Source organism: Microcoleus sp. PH2017_09_SFU_O_A (assembly GCF_020738625.1).
Lineage (GTDB): Bacteria > Cyanobacteriota > Cyanobacteriia > Cyanobacteriales > Microcoleaceae > Microcoleus.
Map to the genome: position 1 here is coordinate 12,913 of NZ_JAEQCF010000028.1, position 14,932 is coordinate 27,844.

A 14,932-nucleotide genomic window follows, 5' to 3' on the forward strand; every position below is an offset into this window, starting at 1 on the left:
CTATGCTGTGCGATGGAAAAGTTACAAATTGCAATTATTGCCAGCTCATACTATTTTAGATTTGAGATTGGTCAATGACTGATTCAATAAGGGTTTGGAGTTTACCTACAGTTGCGTTCTTTTTTTGAACTGGTGTTACTGTGGTTGAAATTTTTGTGACTCTTTCTCTATTGTCTACTAACTCAGCGTTGTCATTGTCAATCTTTACCGTATCTTTGCAACCAACCGTAAATCCAGCCAGGAGGGCGATCGTACTCCGGCACTTTTTTGTTTGTACTCGTTCGCATCCTCATCTGAATTTTTACTCAACCGGATTGAAAATGCCCAAACGCCATTGGGTTCACATTTTTTTACAATCATACTTTGAATTTCACCCGATGGTATGATGTTGCCAGGGAAACTCATAACCGCAGCGCCTTTAAGGTACTGCCTAAGGTTCTGCCTAAGGTTCTGCCTTGGGGGCTGGCTACCGAATGCCGTCCAGTCAAAGCACTGGAATGGCTGCTACCAATAAAAAACCCCAGCGTTTGGCTGAGGACTGCTTGAGTGGGAGATATCGTTAATCTGCGTTTTTTTTAGTTGACTTAGATTGCATGGAATTCCATGCCGCTGACACTTCCCCGGCTTTCGCGTGGGGGAATTTTTAAGAACAAACTTTTGGGGATAAATCCACAAAAAGTTTAATTCTTAAAAGCGCTGTCAGTGCGCTGCTAGCCACTGGCTCAACGATTAAAGTTAAGTTTGTGGCTAATTGTAGTAGAAGATGCGCCCTGATGAATTAACTACCCGATAGATGAGCACCCTGATGGCATAACTCCCTGATGGATCGACGCCCTGATGGCCTTAGCCCCACTACCCAAAAAAATCTGGTTGGTGGATGATCGTGGACATAAGTAACACGTCACTTCCGGCGTTTCCGATCGCTCTTCGGGTGTGCCTGTCTGTATTGATTATGGCAGGCAGATTTATCAGAAGACAAGTGGGCTATTGCATCAACCCACTTCTGACAGATCGGGTTAGCCAAAAGGTGTCTATCTACGTTAAATCAGGGTCATCGAACATGAAAAACAGCATCTTAGTATTAGCAGTAATTGCCTCCGGTGGCATCGGCTTATTCCATACAAGCAGGGCCAGCGCTTTTGCGATCGTCCCACAATCTTCATCAACCAGCAGTTTGACTGCTCTTGAGAGTCGTCCCGACATTAACTACACTGGAACGAATGAAGATGGAGAGCAAGAAGAGGTAAAGACAGGCAAAGGCCGGAAATAATTAGCCCTCTGAGTGGTTCGCCGGCGCTGCGGTTGTGATTGCGATCGTGTTTGTGGTGTATTTGTTGTCGCCACCACCTTGGCTCAAGGGGGTGAAAACTCGGGCCGAATATCAGTCCACCTAATCCGGGGAGTTGAAGTCTCAACAAAGTGAATGGGAAAATAAACAGGTAAGGCGAGTCTGTCGGTGGAGTTTCCCCGCCTAGGAACTTCCTTACCTTCTGATGTTCGGGATTCGGATCTGGCACAATCGTATTTCATCTCGTAAAAACCCAATGGAAAATACTCTCGAAACTACCCGCAGACAGCGCGTATTGACAAGAACCCAGGAACGGCGTCAGGCGACACCCAAAGAAAAACAGTTAATTCACCTGCTGGCTAATATGGCTTGCAGTTTGATTAACTATGACTACAAACACTCAGCGGGGAAGGAAACTCTCGCGCCTTCGGAACGGAAGCGTTTAGCGGAATGGCACTACCTGCGAGTTCAGCAAATTCGCCGGATCGAACGCTCGTTGGAACCCGTAGCGACGCTCAAGCGCGTGTACTACAAGAGCATTCTCAGTCCGAGGGATCTGAAGTCTTTGAAACTTCTGTGGCTTGAAGAGGACAAAAACCGCGTCAAACGGGTCGATCCTGAGTTGGACGACATCCTCAGCGAAGCTTTGGATCGGGGAGATACTTTGAAACAGCTATTTCACTCGATCGAATCCAAGGAACGGATCTTTGCGGAAACTCCTCGCCCGGGCGTTGTACCGCTGTGGGTGAAAGAGTGGGAAGACTCGGAATATGACATCAACTTTTTTCCGCCTTCGTTCTCTGCATGGGTTTCCATCGTGGACGACTAGGTTCAAGAAAAACTCTTTTACATGGGAGCGATCGCAAAAATCTGAGGGTAAAGCTATTTGCGATCGCTCCTATTGACGAGGAATGTGCGATCGCGGCGAGGTTAGCTCGTCGTGCAGCGCACAACCATCGGAGTACAGAGAAGTAAATCGGAGTCAGTAGCATTGTACAATGGAGGAAAACCAGGGCTTCAGCTAATTGCTGATAGCTGATAGCTGATAGCTGATAGTTTCCCATGACTGACTCGATTTCTACTTCTCCATTAGACTCGGCCGCCGATACAGCCGAACTCCGCTCACAGTTGAGGTCGGGTTCAGAGAAAACTCAACTGCAACTGCTGCAACAACACATAGCAGATGCGGGCTGGGACGTATTGATGGAATTTTTATTAGAGCGCAAGTCGGAGGAACCGACGGCGGTAATGGGTAAGGCTTACCAAATTCTTTATTGTGCGGATTCTGCCAGAGCGAGGGAGTTTTTGCAGGCGAATTTTCCGACTGGAGTAGTGCAATTGCGATCGGACTCTAACATTGACTACACTCCGCTGCAACAATTATTGGCCCTACAGGAATTTCAAGAAGCCGATTTATTGACTTTAAACAAACTTTGTGGGTTGGCGGGCGAGACTGCTGCCGCGAGAAAGTGGTTGTATTTTACGGAAGTTGAAAGTTTGCCTATGGCAGATTTACAAACAATTAATACCCTGTGGAAAGTTCATTCCGAAAACAAATTTGGCTTTTCGGTACAGCGGGAAATTTGGCTGAGTTCGGGCAAGAATTGGGATAAGTTGTGGCCGTTAATTGGCTGGAAGAAGGGGAATAATTGGACGCGGTATCCGCAAGAGTTTATTTGGGATTTGAGCGCGCCGAGGGGTCATTTGCCGCTGTCGAATCAGTTGCGGGGAGTGCAGCCATTTGCGGCTTTGATGGCTCATCGGGCTTGGGTGAAGTAAGACGTACGGTTGAAACCGCGTCTACACAAACAAAGATCGGACGGCGGTTGAAACCGCATCTACACAAACAATGTCCGCCTCCGCGGACTCAAGAGAATAATATAAAACGTAATTTTAACCGCCTATTCTTCAACCCGCGGAGGCGGGTTTTGTTTGTATAGCCGCGGTTTCAACCGCCGGGTCTTTTTTGAGGAATGTTGGGAAATTTTGTATAATTGATATTTGAATTAATGAGCAAGAGGGCTGGGAGTCATGGTAGGAATCGGAACCAAACTGACTTTAGAAGAATTTCTAGCTTTGCCCGACGGAGACGTATATTATGAGTTTGTAGATGGTGAAGCAGTTCCTAAAGTGTCTCCAAAATTTTTTCATTCCAGTTTACAGGGAACTTTGTGTCGCCTGATTCGTGTATGGTGTAAAAGTCGCGGGCGAGTGCTTCCAGAATGGGCAATTCTGTTAAAGCGTCAGGGTAAAGATTGGGCACCTGTTCCTGATTTGACGTATATTTCCTATGAACGTCTGCCGAAAAGTTGGCGGCGGAATGAAGCTTGTCCTGCAATTTCTGAATTGGTGATTGAGATTATCTCTCCCGATCAAAGTATGAAGGATTTTGAAGAGAAGGCGAAGGATTATTTGGCGGCGGGGGTTCCGCGAGTTTGGGTAATCGATCCAGAATTGATTTTAATTAGAAGTTTTTTCCCTGATGGTTCTAGTCAGGTGTATACGGATAAAATGGCGATCGTGGATGAGTTGTTGCCCGGTTTGGAGTTGACGACTCGACAGATTTTTGAAGAAGCGGAGTTGATTGATTAAATTCAATGCAAGATATCCGTCGTAGGGTGCGTGACAGCGGGAAAACTTTAACTCGCGGCGGTGGGACTATTGATTGTCACGCACCGCACGCGAGCAAAGAGAGCGCTGATAATGGTTTCCTGAAACCACTAATATTTTTTCATGAGTAAAACTAATTTTTTTTCACACCAGCTTAAAGAATTCTTGCAACTCCAGAAGTGCGCGAATTTCTAGGCGTGATTTTTCAGCTTGTTCGATACTACGGAATGGTTCAGAGAGTAATTTTTGAAGTTCTGCGATTACTGCGTCAGCGAATGTCAATTGTTTGTACTCGTGCATTTTTTTAATCCATAGTGCGAGTTGGAATTGGGAAGAGGTCTATATCACCTAATTACTTCCCACATCTCTATATTGCTTGAACAGCAAAGGCTTGACGGCTCTATTTCAAAGCACTTCTGGCGCTGTCTCCAAAAGTGAGCCAAAATTGAGCCGCGCCACAGATTGGCAGATGTTATAAGTTAAATATCGTTAATGAAGGTTAAAAAATCAGCATGGCAGCTAGTCTGAGAGCATCGGAATCAGGGTTGGAAATAGTCGATCGGGCTAGGAGAAAAAAGGGTTGGAATAAACAAGCTAATATCTGGGCTAAAGAGTATAACTTGAAGCGCTTTTGGTCTGCCATACCAATCGATCGAGATGCCTTTATCGAGATTTGTAAAGCGGTTGGTATAGAGAAATGGGAAGAAATTGTTGATGACAGTCCAATTCAGACAGATTCGAGAGCAGAGTTTTTTGCTTTTGATGGTGCTTGGGTTGGCAGAAAGAATCTGATTGCTCAACTCACAGATAAAGTTAATGGTTCGTGTCGCCTGTTAATTCTTCTTGGCATATCGGGAATTGGTAAAACGGCTTTAGCTGAAAGATTAATGGTGGAGTTGCAAGACGACGGTCGTAAGTTTCATCAGGAGAATTTTGAAAACCAGCAGCAAGCTTCTGATTTTGCTAGTGTGGCGATTCGATGGTTGGAAAAGTGGGGAGAACGCATTACGCCAGATGACCGCAAAGATACACAGCGCTTGCTGAATCGATTGGTCAAGCGATTGCGAGAAAATCAGTATTTGGTGGTGATAGATTCTCTGGAACTGATTTTAAAAGGAAATGAAGAAACAGGTTGGAATGGTTTTCAGGATGAGTGGTGGGCCAATTTTTTTGATAGTTTTTTGGTAGTAGAATCTTGCCAAAGTCTGATAATCGTAACATCGCAGGATTTACCAGAGCAAATTCCGGCTCGTTATCAAAAATTTTGGGATTGTCAAAAATTGAACGGACTGACAGCATCTGAACAGTTAGAGTTGTTCGATAAAACTGGATTAGATGTTGAAATAGATTCACCAAACAAACCCTATTTAGAACGAATCGGGGCTGCTTATGAGGGGCATCCATTGGCTTTGCGGGTGATTGCTGGGGAAATTGGCAGTCAGCCTTTTTATGGCAATGTGGCGGGTTATTGGAATAAATACGGGCATGAAATTGAAGAAGTCGAGAAAGCAATTGAGGAAGCTAAGACCAAAGGAATAACCGCATCCGCCGGTGACAATTGGCGACTCGATCGATCTACTCGCGGACTGCGAAAAAATGTGCGATTGCGGCTGGAAAAAACGTTTGAGAGATTAAAAAAAGATGTTTTGAATGCCTATCGATTGCTTTGTGAAGCTTCTGTGTATCGCTGTAGAGTACCGGAGGAGTTTTGGCTGAGTCATTTGGAGGATTGGGATTGTGATGAGCAGAAACAAGAGTTAGCGTTAAATGCGTTGCGCGATCGCTTTTTGGTAGAAGAAGAATTAATTGACGATGAGATACATTTGCGACAACACAATTTAATTCGCAGTGTAGCATTAGAGCATTTAAAAAATTTGACAGTGAGGTAGTGGACAATATGAGCAGTAATTTTGCGGAATTTGATTTTAAAAGTCAAAATGGTTTGGAAGTTGACATTATGCCACCGGGAGAGTGGATGCTGGCTAATCTGGGAATTGATCTAGCAGCACCGGAGTTTAGGGAACTGCCCCCTTGTAAACGCGCTCAATACAGAGCGGTTAAAAATTGGCTGACGAGGTACAAACCGAAGCGGGATGCTTCCAATTTAGAGAAAGTTAAGGGGTATTTGGAAGCATTTCACCATCTTTGTCAGGTGGAAGATTGGATAAGAAGTACCAAAATTATATCAACTCGACTCGATACACCTACGAATAAGGAATTGCATCATCAATTATTACTCTGGGGTTACTATAGGGAACTGATTGAGCTTTACAACCAACTTTCGGGAAAATTAAGCATTAATCAGGATGCTATTTTTATCGCAAATCTTAGCAATAATTTGGGCAATGCTTACTATGGGCTAGGAAAATATTTCCAAGCAATTGACTATTATCGACAGAGTTTAAGCATTGCGCGGGTAATTAACGATCGCGAAACCGAGGGAATGGCACTGGGAAATCTGGGCAATGCTTATAATTCGCTAGAAAATTATATTAAAGCAATTGAGTATCAGGAACAGAGTTTAAGTATTGCAAGGAAAATCGGCGATCGCAACGGTGAGGGATGCGCGTTGGGAAGTCTGGGAGATGCTTACAATTCGTTGGGAAATTATACCAAAGCCATCGAGTATCTCGAAGAAAGTTTTGCCATTGCAAGGGAAATTAACGATCGCAACGGTGAGGCAAACGCACTAGGAAATCTGGGAAAGGCTTACAATTTGTTGGCAGATTATCCCAAAGCCATTGACTATTTCCTTAAGAGTTTAACTATTTTCCAGGAAATTGCCGATCGCAACGGTGAGGGAATTTCCCTGGGAAATCTAGGACTTGTTTGCGGTTTGCTAAAAGATTATTCCCAAGCCATCGAGTATCTCGAAAAAAGTTTAATCATTTCCAGGAAAATAGGCGCTCGCAACAGTGAGGGAGTCGCACTGTCAGATATAGGATTTGCTTACTATTGTCTAGGAAAATATGCCGAAGCCATCAACTATCACCAACAGAGTTTAACTATTGTACGGGAAATCGGACAACGCCATGCACAAGAGCGGGCTTTACTTAATCTAGGCAAAGCTTTCCGTGCTTTAAGAAAGTATGACAAAGCAATAGAGTACAATCAGCAGCATTTGGCTCTTATCCAATCAACGTAATAGTAGCTAAAACTATTGATTTATGATGCGAGCTTCCTCAAAACGACGAAAAGCGATCGCTCACAAGCCTAAAATCGCACGCATGGCTACTGCCAGCTCATCCATATAATTTTCATCTAAATGACCGATTACCCTAATAATCCTAGATTTGTCGATAACTCGAATCTGTTCGCAAAGTATTACTGAATCTTGATTTAAACCCCCAACTCCAGATGGAACAAATACATGAGAAGGTAAAAGAGCGCGACGAATTTTCGTAGTAAATGGTGCAATAATAGTATGAGGACTGACTGCATTAGCGCGATCGATCTGTAAGATGACAACAGGTCTGATACCAGCTTGCTCTGTACCAACTACCGGATTCAAATCGCATAACACGACATCTCCTCTTGTATATGTTGTATTTACTGATGAAGCTCCTACCATTGAATTTCTCCACGGGCTAACTTTTCTTCGTAGACTTCTAAATTCTTTAAATAGTCCGAAAAGTCTGATTCAGTAAGCTGTGGCAATTCACTGTTGTATTTGAGAAGCAAAAAGTCTATGAAATCATTCACTTCTTGAACAAGCGACTCTGGTAGTTGGCTAATTTTAGAAATAGTTGCCTCATAAACAGTCATATTTTTACCTATCTATCTTATTCACTTCTTTCAATTATAGCCTAGGAAGCAGTTTTTTTAATCCAGAACTCAAACACATTCATTAAGTTTTTTTTGTTCTCCTTCCGGTTGCACTTGCTTCTGCAAGCTAATTTTGTCGCCTACTTCATAACCGGAATTAAAACCGACTTCGCTGCTGATTTGAGCACCGGCTCGGGTTTTGACTTTAACTCCTTGGCTTTCTAAATAATCTGCGATCGCCTGTTCATTCTTCTCAAACATCGATCGCACTACAATAGCAGGAGTAGCCGCTGTATCAACCGAGCCCGGAATCCCCGACTCCTCCATCTCCCGCTTTTGTTCCAGCAGCCTTTGTCGCAACCTTGTGGCGCATCCCACCCGAAAAGCGTTCAGATACGCCAGTCCCCGGCCGCTTCCTTTGCGATATTTCGCCCGTTTCTCGATCGCAGAACTCAAATATTCATACAGGTGCTTGCAAACAATCAGATTTGTAGAGCTTCCCACCAAAAACATACTACCACTATAATTGTTCCGCATACCTGTACAACCGTTGGCTTCCGCAATTCCCGAAAACAGGATCATTTTCCAAGTGACAAATTTGGATGTTGTCTCAACTCCGCTTTGATCGATCTCTTCTTGGTGATTGGGGCCTAAATCGGCGAGGCTGAGATTGTACTGCGCCAGTAAAACGGAAGCTTTTGCTGCCGCAGCGGTTGATTCGTTTTCGTTGGATGAGGTGGCGAGGGCTAACAGCTTTTTGATTTTTTCGACAATGCTTGTTTCTACCATTTTTTGATTGGTTTGGGGGTGAGACTACGCGGTGGCAAGGTTTTGGGGATGTTTCTATTTTACTAGAATGTTGGAATGTGCGATCGTTCTTTTAGGATAATTTAATTTAAGAGGTTTGAACCGCAGAGGCCGCAGAGGCCGCAGAGGAAGAGAGGGAGAGAGAAGTTTGCTACTGATTGGTGTACTATTCGAGGATTTCTAGGACTGATTTTGGCTGCAATTTATCTTTAAACCAAACTATTTTTGCAGGAACTTCTTTTACATTAACCCCAGCTTTTTCCAGATTCAGCCGTTCGGAAATAGCTAAAATCAAGTTGTCGCATCCAGATTTGTGTACTTGAGCAAATTTCTTTTGCAAATACTCCGGCCGCCAATAGCCGACTATTTCTAATATAAATACTCGTCCGTCGGGATGGACTAACCGAAAGTCGGGAATCATCACGCTTCCTGGAATTGGGATTAAGTCAACTTCTCGTTCGAGTTTCCACTCGGTTTTTAAGCTATCCCACCTGCCAGCAAATGCTGCTTCTAACATACTATCATAGGGTTTGCCTGGGGGATAGTGGCTGACTAAACCGCAGTCGGAATTTAGGGTGAATTTACCTGTTTTCACAACGCCGCTGAAAGCATCTTTGGTTTGCAGAGTTGAGTGCATACTCCATTTGGTGACGTGTAGGAGTGCGGGCAGCATTTTGGCGAGGGCTAAGCCGTAGCGGGTGCTGGGTTTGAACAAGCTTGTGGGGCCGTCGATTGTGAGGGTAAATCCGTGGTCTGCATCGCCTTCGATGTAGGTCATTAATTGAAATAATTTTAAATAGCGAAAGAGGAGTTTGTATTCTCCTGGATCGTTGCGGTGCGCGGTTAATTGAACTTGACTTGCTCGGTAAAATATGCCTTGGACTTGGGAAAGGTTGTATCTGTGAAGTAAGTTTTCGGGTGTTGGTGCGTCAAATTCGGTGAGGATTTTGTTTTCGTTTAAATCGGCGTATAAACCTGTTTTGATTTCGTGGGTAAAAACTTCTCTGTTTAAGTCTTGGCTGAGCTCTGTGGCTACTGTTTCGAGGGTTATTTGGGTGGATTGTGGGCTGGGTGTCGATCGCGCTGACAAGGCAAATACGCGCTGTCTCAACTCCAATGGTTCTAGGGGGCTAACAACTTCCAAAGTAGAGAAACCGCCTTTGAGGAGGTGCGCTAATCCCCGTTTCAGCCGATAGTCGGGGCTGTCGCCTTCTAATTCTAGCAAGCGTCCGTCGAGTTCGCCTTGGGTTTTGCCGATCGACTCCTGGAAGCAGGCGATCGTTTCGGTAGCCGCATCGAGATTTTTAGCATCTATCTTGAGGCGTAGCGGGATGATTGATTCGCCGTTTTGACGGTGGCTTAGTAGATCGGTTGGTAGCATTTGACAGTTGACAGTTGACAGTTGACAGTTGACAGTTGACAGTTGACAGTTGACAGTTGACAGTTGATCGAAGGAAGAAGGAATAATTTAGGCGTGCTACCAGGGAATGTCATCATCATCTCCCCATTTTGCGGGTGATTCTGCGGCTTTTTTGGTTGTCTTGGGAATGTCATCATCATCTCCCCATTTTGCTGGTGTTTCTGCTGCTTTTTTGGTTGTCTCTCGGTTGACTCCGTAAATCGGTGTTGGTTTGACTGTTTCTAATTTCGGATATTCTGCTGGTGGTGGTTCTATTGGTGTTTTTGGTTGGGGTTTGTGAACTTGCATTCCGCCTCGGCGGCGCTGGGATGTTCTTTCTTCGGTGGTGTCTTCGGTGACGACTTCGTAGAGAATTGCTAGTTTATTTACATCGCTGCTTTTTCGCAAAACTCGACCCAATCTTTGGATGTATTCGCGTTCGCTTCCCGTACCTGACAGTATAATAGCAATTCTGGCGTCGGGTACGTCCACTCCTTCGTTGAGAACGTGGGATGCGACTAGGGTTTTGTATTCGCCGCTGCGAAATTTATCGAGGATTTCGTGCCTTTCTTTGACTGGGGTTTGGTGGGTGATTGTGGGGATGAGAAATTCTTGGGAAATTCGGTAGACTGTGGCGTTGTCTCCGGTGAAGATTAGGGTGCGCTGGGGAGAGTGTTCGGCTAAAATTTGAGCTAAGATTCGCAGTTTTCCTTCGGTACAAAGGGCGATTTCTTTGGCTTGGCGGTGGGCAATCATGGCGCGCCTTCCTAAGGGCGATCGCGCGCTGGCCATGATAAACTGTTTCCATCCTTCGAGGCTGGATATTTTGATGTTGGACTGTTTGAGGAAGTCGTTGCGAATGTTCATGGCTTCGCTGTAGCGATCGGTTTCTTCTTTTGACAGTTTGACCATGATTTGCACTATTTTATGGTCGGCTAAGGCGTCGCCTGCTAAATCTTCGGGTTTTTTGCTATATACTGTGGGGCCGATGAGGAAGTGTAAGTCGCTGTGGCGTCCGTCTGTGCGATCGGGTGTTGCTGTCAGTCCGAGTCGAAAAGGCGCGATCGCATATTCGGATATTACTCGATAAAAGTCCGTTGGTAAATGGTGGCATTCGTCAAACACCAGCAAGCCGTATTTATTTCCCAAGGTTTCGGCGTGAATGCTGGCGCTGTCGTAGGTTGCTACTAAAATTGGCGTTTTGTCCCGCGAACCTCCGCCTAACAATCCAATTTCGATGTCGGGAAAAGCTGCTTTCAAATTAGCGTACCACTGGTGCATTAAATCGAGAGTTGGTACTACGACTAATGTACTGCGGCCTGTGACTTGCATGGCTAATTGGGCCACATAAGTTTTGCCCGAAGCCGTGGGGAGGACGACTACTCCTTGGCTTCCTGCTTCTTGCCAAGCTGCTAGGGCTTCTTGTTGGTGCGGGTAAGGCTGCATTGCCACGCTGGATACGAGTTCGAGTAGTTCGTATCCGCGGGCGTCGTCGGTGAAGTTAGTGCAGTCGGCCTGAAGCGATTCTACCAGCGGGCGGTAGTGAATTGCTCGAATGCGAAATTTTTCCACGCGATCGTCCCACGTGGCAAAGTCCGCCCAGTCTCGGCCTCTGGGCGGTGGGTGCAGTAGGAGCGTTCCGCGATCGAATGTTAATGTAGGTATGCGTGGCATTTTTTTTGAGACGCGGTGAATCGTTGCTGTTAAATTATATAGGATATAGGAAAAGTAAGGACTGAAGTCTTTACTTTCAAATTAAAGTTCTCTTACTTTTGCGATCGTATGTTTGACTTTCTGCAATACAAACAAAATTTTTTAGCAGCGACTGAAGGCTGGGATAATGAGAAATGGAATAATTTTAATGACAATCCATTGGTACTTGTTTCGCCAACACTGCAAAATTGCCATGTCAAAAACTGTCGCCTGGTTGAAAGTCGCATCAAAATATTGGAATGTTTACCTAAAAATAGTGTGGTTGCAGAGGTTGGCACTCAATATGGGCGATTTGCCGAGAAAATACTTGCTATTACCCAGCCCCAAAAGCTGCATTTAATTGATGGTAATTTCGAGGCATTTAAAGCGGAAATCGATCGCAAACAAAATCCCCTATTGCAAGCAGGGATAGAAAATGGGACTGTCGAACTTCACGAAGGTGATTCATCGACAATTTTAGGCGGTTTTCCAGAAGAGTATTTTGATTGGATTTACATCGATGCCGATCATTCTTATGAAGGTGTATGCAAAGATATCAATCGAGGTTATACAAAGGTGAAATCTGACGGGATGATGGTTTTTAACGATTATACGAATTGGTCTGTATGCGAAATCATGCCTTACGGTGTGGCGAAAGCAGTTAATGAGTTTTGTATTGCGAATGACTGGGAAATAGTATTTCTGGCGCTTCAGTTCCTAGGCTATCACGATATTGCGATTAAGAAAAATACTGGGGAAAAGGAGGTGCGAATTCAGTTGCAGGAGGTTAAGTCCCAATTGCAGAGTTCGCAAGCTCGGATGCAGCAGCTTGAGTTAGAGTTGGAGCAGGCTAAAAGATCGATCGACCTTATGGAAAATGACAAATTTTGGAAATTGCGATCGCAATGGCTGAAAATCAAACAAATATTCTCCTAGCCCAGCCCGATTCCCAAATCTAAAATCTCCAATGGTATTGTCCCGCTAGGGCTGATTTTTGCGTTAAATTCGATCGACATAAGCCTGAAATTTGAGGTTATAGATGGAAATAGGCGTCCCCAAGGAAATCAAGGATTTAGAGTTTCGAGTCGGACTCAGTCCCACCAGCGTGCGGGCTTGTTCGGACAAAGGCCACACAGTTTTCGTCGAAACGAATGCTGGGGCTGGGGCTGGTTTTGCTGATGAGGACTACATTGAAGCCGGGGCGAAGATTGTCTCGAAGGCTTCAGATGTCTGGAACCGGCAACTAATTGTCAAAGTTAAGGAACCATTACCTACTGAGTATCCGCTGATCCAAAAAGAGCAGTTGCTATTTACATATTTGCACTTGGCAGCCGATCGCACATTAACCGAGCACTTAATCAACAGCGGAGTCCAGGCTATCGCCTACGAAACCGTCGAACTCCCCGACAGGAAATTGCCCCTGCTAACCCCGATGAGCATTATTGCAGGGCGTTTGGCCGTGCAGTTCGGTGCTCGGTTTCTGGAACGACAGCAAGGCGGCAAAGGCGTACTTTTGGGGGGCGTACCGGGGGTAAGACCGGGCAAAGTTGTAATTTTGGGCGGCGGAATCGTCGGCACAGAAGCAGCCCGCATTGCTGTCGGAATGGGCGCTAGGGTGCAGATTTTAGATGTAAATGTCGATCGGCTAGCCTACTTGGAAACTTTATTCGGTTCCAGAGTAGAATACCTTTACAGCAGTCCTTTGCAAATAGAAGCAGTTGTTCCCGATGCTGACTTATTAATCGGTGCAGTTTTAGTCTTAGGAAAAAGAGCTCCGGTGCTACTTTCGCGCGAATTTGTCGCCAAAATGCAGCCCGGTTCTGTAATTGTTGACGTAGCCGTCGATCAAGGTGGCTGTGTCGAAACTTTGCGAGTAACTTCTCACACAAATCCTACTTATGTAGAGGAAGGAGTTGTGCATTATGGCGTACCAAATATGCCCGGTGCAGTGCCTTGGACTGCAACTCAAGCTTTGAATAACAGCACTTTGCCTTATGTTTTGCAGTTGGCAAATAACGGGATTAAAGCTTTGGAAATGAATCCGAGTTTGGCGAAGGGATTGAACGTGCAGAATCACCGACTGGTGCATCCGGCCGTCCGGGAAGTTTTCCCAGATTTGGCAGATTAAATTGCCTCTTTTTTTAAGTAAGTTGTCCCGCATCTAAATTGTATTTTGGCGCGGGCAGGATGCCCAACCCCTACTCCCCACAAGAAAATTCATGTATTGTGGTTCTCAGAAAGATTCGCGGACGTTGTTGGGAAGAGAGCCCTCTTTGTCTGGGAGGTTATGTAAGCTGTCAGTCATACCTCATCTTTGTGAGAAAGGCTATATTGTGGAACGGGCATCTTGCCTGTTTCTAAACAAAAAAGGTAATCGATCCGGTTTGCTTTTTCATCGACGACGGGAGTTACTCGGTTCACGGATTTTCGATCCTCAAAGCAACAGTTACCAGAAAGAATTGGTTGAAAGCCGGAATCATTTGAGGGAGAAATTAAAGTCAGACTATTCATTACTCCAATCCTCTTCCTTCTAGGTAGAGGTTGCTCTCAAACTGTCAAGCGGTCAACTGTCAAATATCCAGTTTTGCCAAACCCAAATACCGGACACCTTCGGGAGTTACGTCAAAGCGGCAAGGCAAAACTTCCACACCTTCACTGATGGCCTGTCTGAACAATTGTCCGTAAATGCGATCGGCACTATCCCCAGGCGCAAAATCCGTACAATCGCCGCGATTAATAAAATACAGCATTACAGCCCTCGAACCCTGCCGCACCACTTCGATCAATTCTCTCAAATGTTTCTGTCCCCGTTCTGTGACTGTATCGGGAAATAAAGCTAATGTATCTTTAACCCAAGTTGTATTTTTAACTTCCACAAAAATCGGTTTTTCCCCACCAGTCAGCCAAAAATCCACTCGACTTTTTTTATCTTTTCCGTAAACAACCTCCGGCTGAATCAAACTGTAATTTCCCAATTCAGGAAACAATTGCAATTCCAAAGCTAATTTAACTACTCGATTTGGCAGCCCGGTATTAACTCCCACCCAGGTTGGTACAGTATCGCAAACTTTAATTAATTCCCAAGTATAAGCTAACTTGCGTTTGGGATTGTCACTGGGAGATACTAGCACTGGATTGCCGGGAATTAAAACACCAGTCATCGGGCCAGTATTCGGACAGTGCGCGGTGATAATTTCTCCCGAAGCCAGTTCGATTTCTGCGAAAAATCGTTTGTACCGCTTGATTAAAGTGCCGGGTAAGAGAGGGGGATATTTGTAAATTAAGTCGTTCATGGGGATAGGGGCATGGGGCATGGGGCATTGGTAAATAGACATAATTGCTGTAGGGGCGGGTTCACCAACAATACGTGC

General features: G+C 45.1%; 17 protein-coding genes. 9 read left to right on the forward strand and 8 right to left on the reverse strand.

Translation table 11 applies throughout. The annotated features are described in order from the left end of the window. The first annotated feature begins 363 nt into the window (after positions 1–363). From JGK16_RS12495 to JGK16_RS12515, 5 genes are all read left to right on the forward strand, one after another. The gene (locus tag JGK16_RS12495) at positions 364–546 is read left to right on the forward strand and encodes a hypothetical protein (protein ID WP_293185601.1); all 183 of its coding nucleotides are present in this window, start codon (positions 364–366) and stop codon (positions 544–546) included. A 514-nt stretch (positions 547–1,060) separates the two neighbouring features. Next, positions 1,061–1,270, forward strand: coding sequence for a hypothetical protein (locus tag JGK16_RS12500; RefSeq protein ID WP_293185603.1), 210 nt, complete (start codon positions 1,061–1,063; stop codon positions 1,268–1,270). 274 nt (positions 1,271–1,544) lie between these two features. Further along, the gene (locus tag JGK16_RS12505; RefSeq protein WP_293185604.1) at positions 1,545–2,117 is read left to right on the forward strand and encodes a hypothetical protein; all 573 of its coding nucleotides are present in this window, start codon (positions 1,545–1,547) and stop codon (positions 2,115–2,117) included. Between the two features lie 233 nt (positions 2,118–2,350). Beyond that, positions 2,351–3,067, forward strand: a complete 717-nt coding sequence (locus JGK16_RS12510; RefSeq protein WP_293190673.1) for a GUN4 domain-containing protein — start codon at positions 2,351–2,353, stop codon at positions 3,065–3,067. 252 nt (positions 3,068–3,319) lie between these two features. Next, complete coding sequence (locus JGK16_RS12515; protein ID WP_293190675.1) at positions 3,320–3,880, forward strand: Uma2 family endonuclease; 561 nt, start codon at positions 3,320–3,322, stop codon at positions 3,878–3,880. A gap of 162 nt (positions 3,881–4,042) precedes the next feature. Here JGK16_RS12515 and JGK16_RS12520 read toward each other — a convergent pair whose 3' ends face one another. Continuing rightward, positions 4,043–4,198, reverse strand: a complete 156-nt coding sequence (locus JGK16_RS12520; protein ID WP_293185607.1) for a hypothetical protein — start codon at positions 4,196–4,198, stop codon at positions 4,043–4,045. A 212-nt stretch (positions 4,199–4,410) separates the two neighbouring features. On the opposite strand from JGK16_RS12520, the gene JGK16_RS12525 reads away from it, so the two are divergent. Together JGK16_RS12525 and JGK16_RS12530 are read left to right on the forward strand one after the other, a co-directional pair. Beyond that, entirely contained in the window at positions 4,411–5,787 is a 1,377-nt protein-coding gene (locus JGK16_RS12525; protein WP_293185609.1) for an ATP-binding protein, read from the forward strand. Positions 5,788–5,795: 8 nt separating this feature from the next. Next, a complete protein-coding gene (locus tag JGK16_RS12530) occupies positions 5,796–7,043 on the forward strand; it encodes a tetratricopeptide repeat protein (RefSeq protein ID WP_293185611.1) in 1,248 nt (415 codons plus the stop codon). Between the two features lie 60 nt (positions 7,044–7,103). On the opposite strand, the gene JGK16_RS12535 is transcribed toward JGK16_RS12530, so the two are convergent. From JGK16_RS12535 to JGK16_RS12555, 5 genes are all read right to left on the reverse strand, one after another. Then, entirely contained in the window at positions 7,104–7,469 is a 366-nt protein-coding gene (locus JGK16_RS12535) for a type II toxin-antitoxin system PemK/MazF family toxin (protein ID WP_293185613.1), read from the reverse strand. Beyond that, on the reverse strand, positions 7,463–7,663 hold the full coding sequence (locus JGK16_RS12540; RefSeq protein WP_293185615.1) for a DUF2281 domain-containing protein: 201 nt from the start codon (positions 7,661–7,663) through the stop codon (positions 7,463–7,465). Before JGK16_RS12540 ends, JGK16_RS12535 begins: the two co-directional genes overlap by 7 nt. Positions 7,664–7,732: 69 nt before the next feature. Beyond that, a complete protein-coding gene (locus tag JGK16_RS12545) occupies positions 7,733–8,452 on the reverse strand; it encodes a DUF2786 domain-containing protein (RefSeq protein WP_293185616.1) in 720 nt (239 codons plus the stop codon). A 184-nt stretch (positions 8,453–8,636) separates the two neighbouring features. Then, positions 8,637–9,851 carry a DUF790 family protein gene (locus JGK16_RS12550; RefSeq protein ID WP_293185617.1) on the reverse strand — a complete coding sequence of 405 codons (1,215 nt, stop codon included), beginning with the start codon at positions 9,849–9,851 and terminating at the stop codon, positions 8,637–8,639. A gap of 96 nt (positions 9,852–9,947) precedes the next feature. Further along, complete coding sequence (locus JGK16_RS12555; RefSeq protein WP_293185618.1) at positions 9,948–11,543, reverse strand: DEAD/DEAH box helicase family protein; 1,596 nt, start codon at positions 11,541–11,543, stop codon at positions 9,948–9,950. A 108-nt stretch (positions 11,544–11,651) separates the two neighbouring features. On the opposite strand from JGK16_RS12555, the gene JGK16_RS12560 reads away from it, so the two are divergent. Both JGK16_RS12560 and ald read left to right on the forward strand, forming a co-directional pair. After that, a complete protein-coding gene (locus tag JGK16_RS12560; protein WP_293185619.1) occupies positions 11,652–12,497 on the forward strand; it encodes a class I SAM-dependent methyltransferase in 846 nt (281 codons plus the stop codon). A 103-nt stretch (positions 12,498–12,600) separates the two neighbouring features. Next, a complete protein-coding gene (gene ald, locus JGK16_RS12565; RefSeq protein WP_293190677.1) occupies positions 12,601–13,689 on the forward strand; it encodes an alanine dehydrogenase in 1,089 nt (362 codons plus the stop codon). 173 nt (positions 13,690–13,862) lie between these two features. On the opposite strand, the gene JGK16_RS12570 is transcribed toward ald, so the two are convergent. Both JGK16_RS12570 and sfsA read right to left on the reverse strand, forming a co-directional pair. Then, positions 13,863–14,072, reverse strand: a complete 210-nt coding sequence (locus JGK16_RS12570; RefSeq protein ID WP_293185622.1) for a hypothetical protein — start codon at positions 14,070–14,072, stop codon at positions 13,863–13,865. Positions 14,073–14,131: 59 nt separating this feature from the next. Then, a complete protein-coding gene (gene sfsA / locus JGK16_RS12575) occupies positions 14,132–14,854 on the reverse strand; it encodes a DNA/RNA nuclease SfsA (RefSeq protein WP_293190702.1) in 723 nt (240 codons plus the stop codon). Between the last annotated feature and the right edge of the window lie 78 nt (positions 14,855–14,932).

Coding starts and splice junctions, on each gene's coding strand:
- JGK16_RS12500 (WP_293185603.1), top strand. CDS start 1,061: ATGAAAAACAGCATCTTAGTATTAGCAGTAATTGCCTCCGGTGGCATC.
- JGK16_RS12505 (WP_293185604.1), top strand. CDS start 1,545: ATGGAAAATACTCTCGAAACTACCCGCAGACAGCGCGTATTGACAAGA.
- JGK16_RS12510 (WP_293190673.1), top strand. CDS start 2,351: ATGACTGACTCGATTTCTACTTCTCCATTAGACTCGGCCGCCGATACA.
- JGK16_RS12515 (WP_293190675.1), top strand. CDS start 3,320: ATGGTAGGAATCGGAACCAAACTGACTTTAGAAGAATTTCTAGCTTTG.
- JGK16_RS12520 (WP_293185607.1), bottom strand. CDS start 4,198: ATGCACGAGTACAAACAATTGACATTCGCTGACGCAGTAATCGCAGAA.
- JGK16_RS12525 (WP_293185609.1), top strand. CDS start 4,411: ATGGCAGCTAGTCTGAGAGCATCGGAATCAGGGTTGGAAATAGTCGAT.
- JGK16_RS12530 (WP_293185611.1), top strand. CDS start 5,796: ATGAGCAGTAATTTTGCGGAATTTGATTTTAAAAGTCAAAATGGTTTG.
- JGK16_RS12535 (WP_293185613.1), bottom strand. CDS start 7,469: ATGGTAGGAGCTTCATCAGTAAATACAACATATACAAGAGGAGATGTC.
- JGK16_RS12540 (WP_293185615.1), bottom strand. CDS start 7,663: ATGACTGTTTATGAGGCAACTATTTCTAAAATTAGCCAACTACCAGAG.
- JGK16_RS12545 (WP_293185616.1), bottom strand. CDS start 8,452: ATGGTAGAAACAAGCATTGTCGAAAAAATCAAAAAGCTGTTAGCCCTC.
- JGK16_RS12550 (WP_293185617.1), bottom strand. CDS start 9,851: ATGCTACCAACCGATCTACTAAGCCACCGTCAAAACGGCGAATCAATC.
- JGK16_RS12555 (WP_293185618.1), bottom strand. CDS start 11,543: ATGCCACGCATACCTACATTAACATTCGATCGCGGAACGCTCCTACTG.
- JGK16_RS12560 (WP_293185619.1), top strand. CDS start 11,652: ATGTTTGACTTTCTGCAATACAAACAAAATTTTTTAGCAGCGACTGAA.
- ald (WP_293190677.1), top strand. CDS start 12,601: ATGGAAATAGGCGTCCCCAAGGAAATCAAGGATTTAGAGTTTCGAGTC.
- JGK16_RS12570 (WP_293185622.1), bottom strand. CDS start 14,072: ATGAATAGTCTGACTTTAATTTCTCCCTCAAATGATTCCGGCTTTCAA.
- sfsA (WP_293190702.1), bottom strand. CDS start 14,854: ATGAACGACTTAATTTACAAATATCCCCCTCTCTTACCCGGCACTTTA.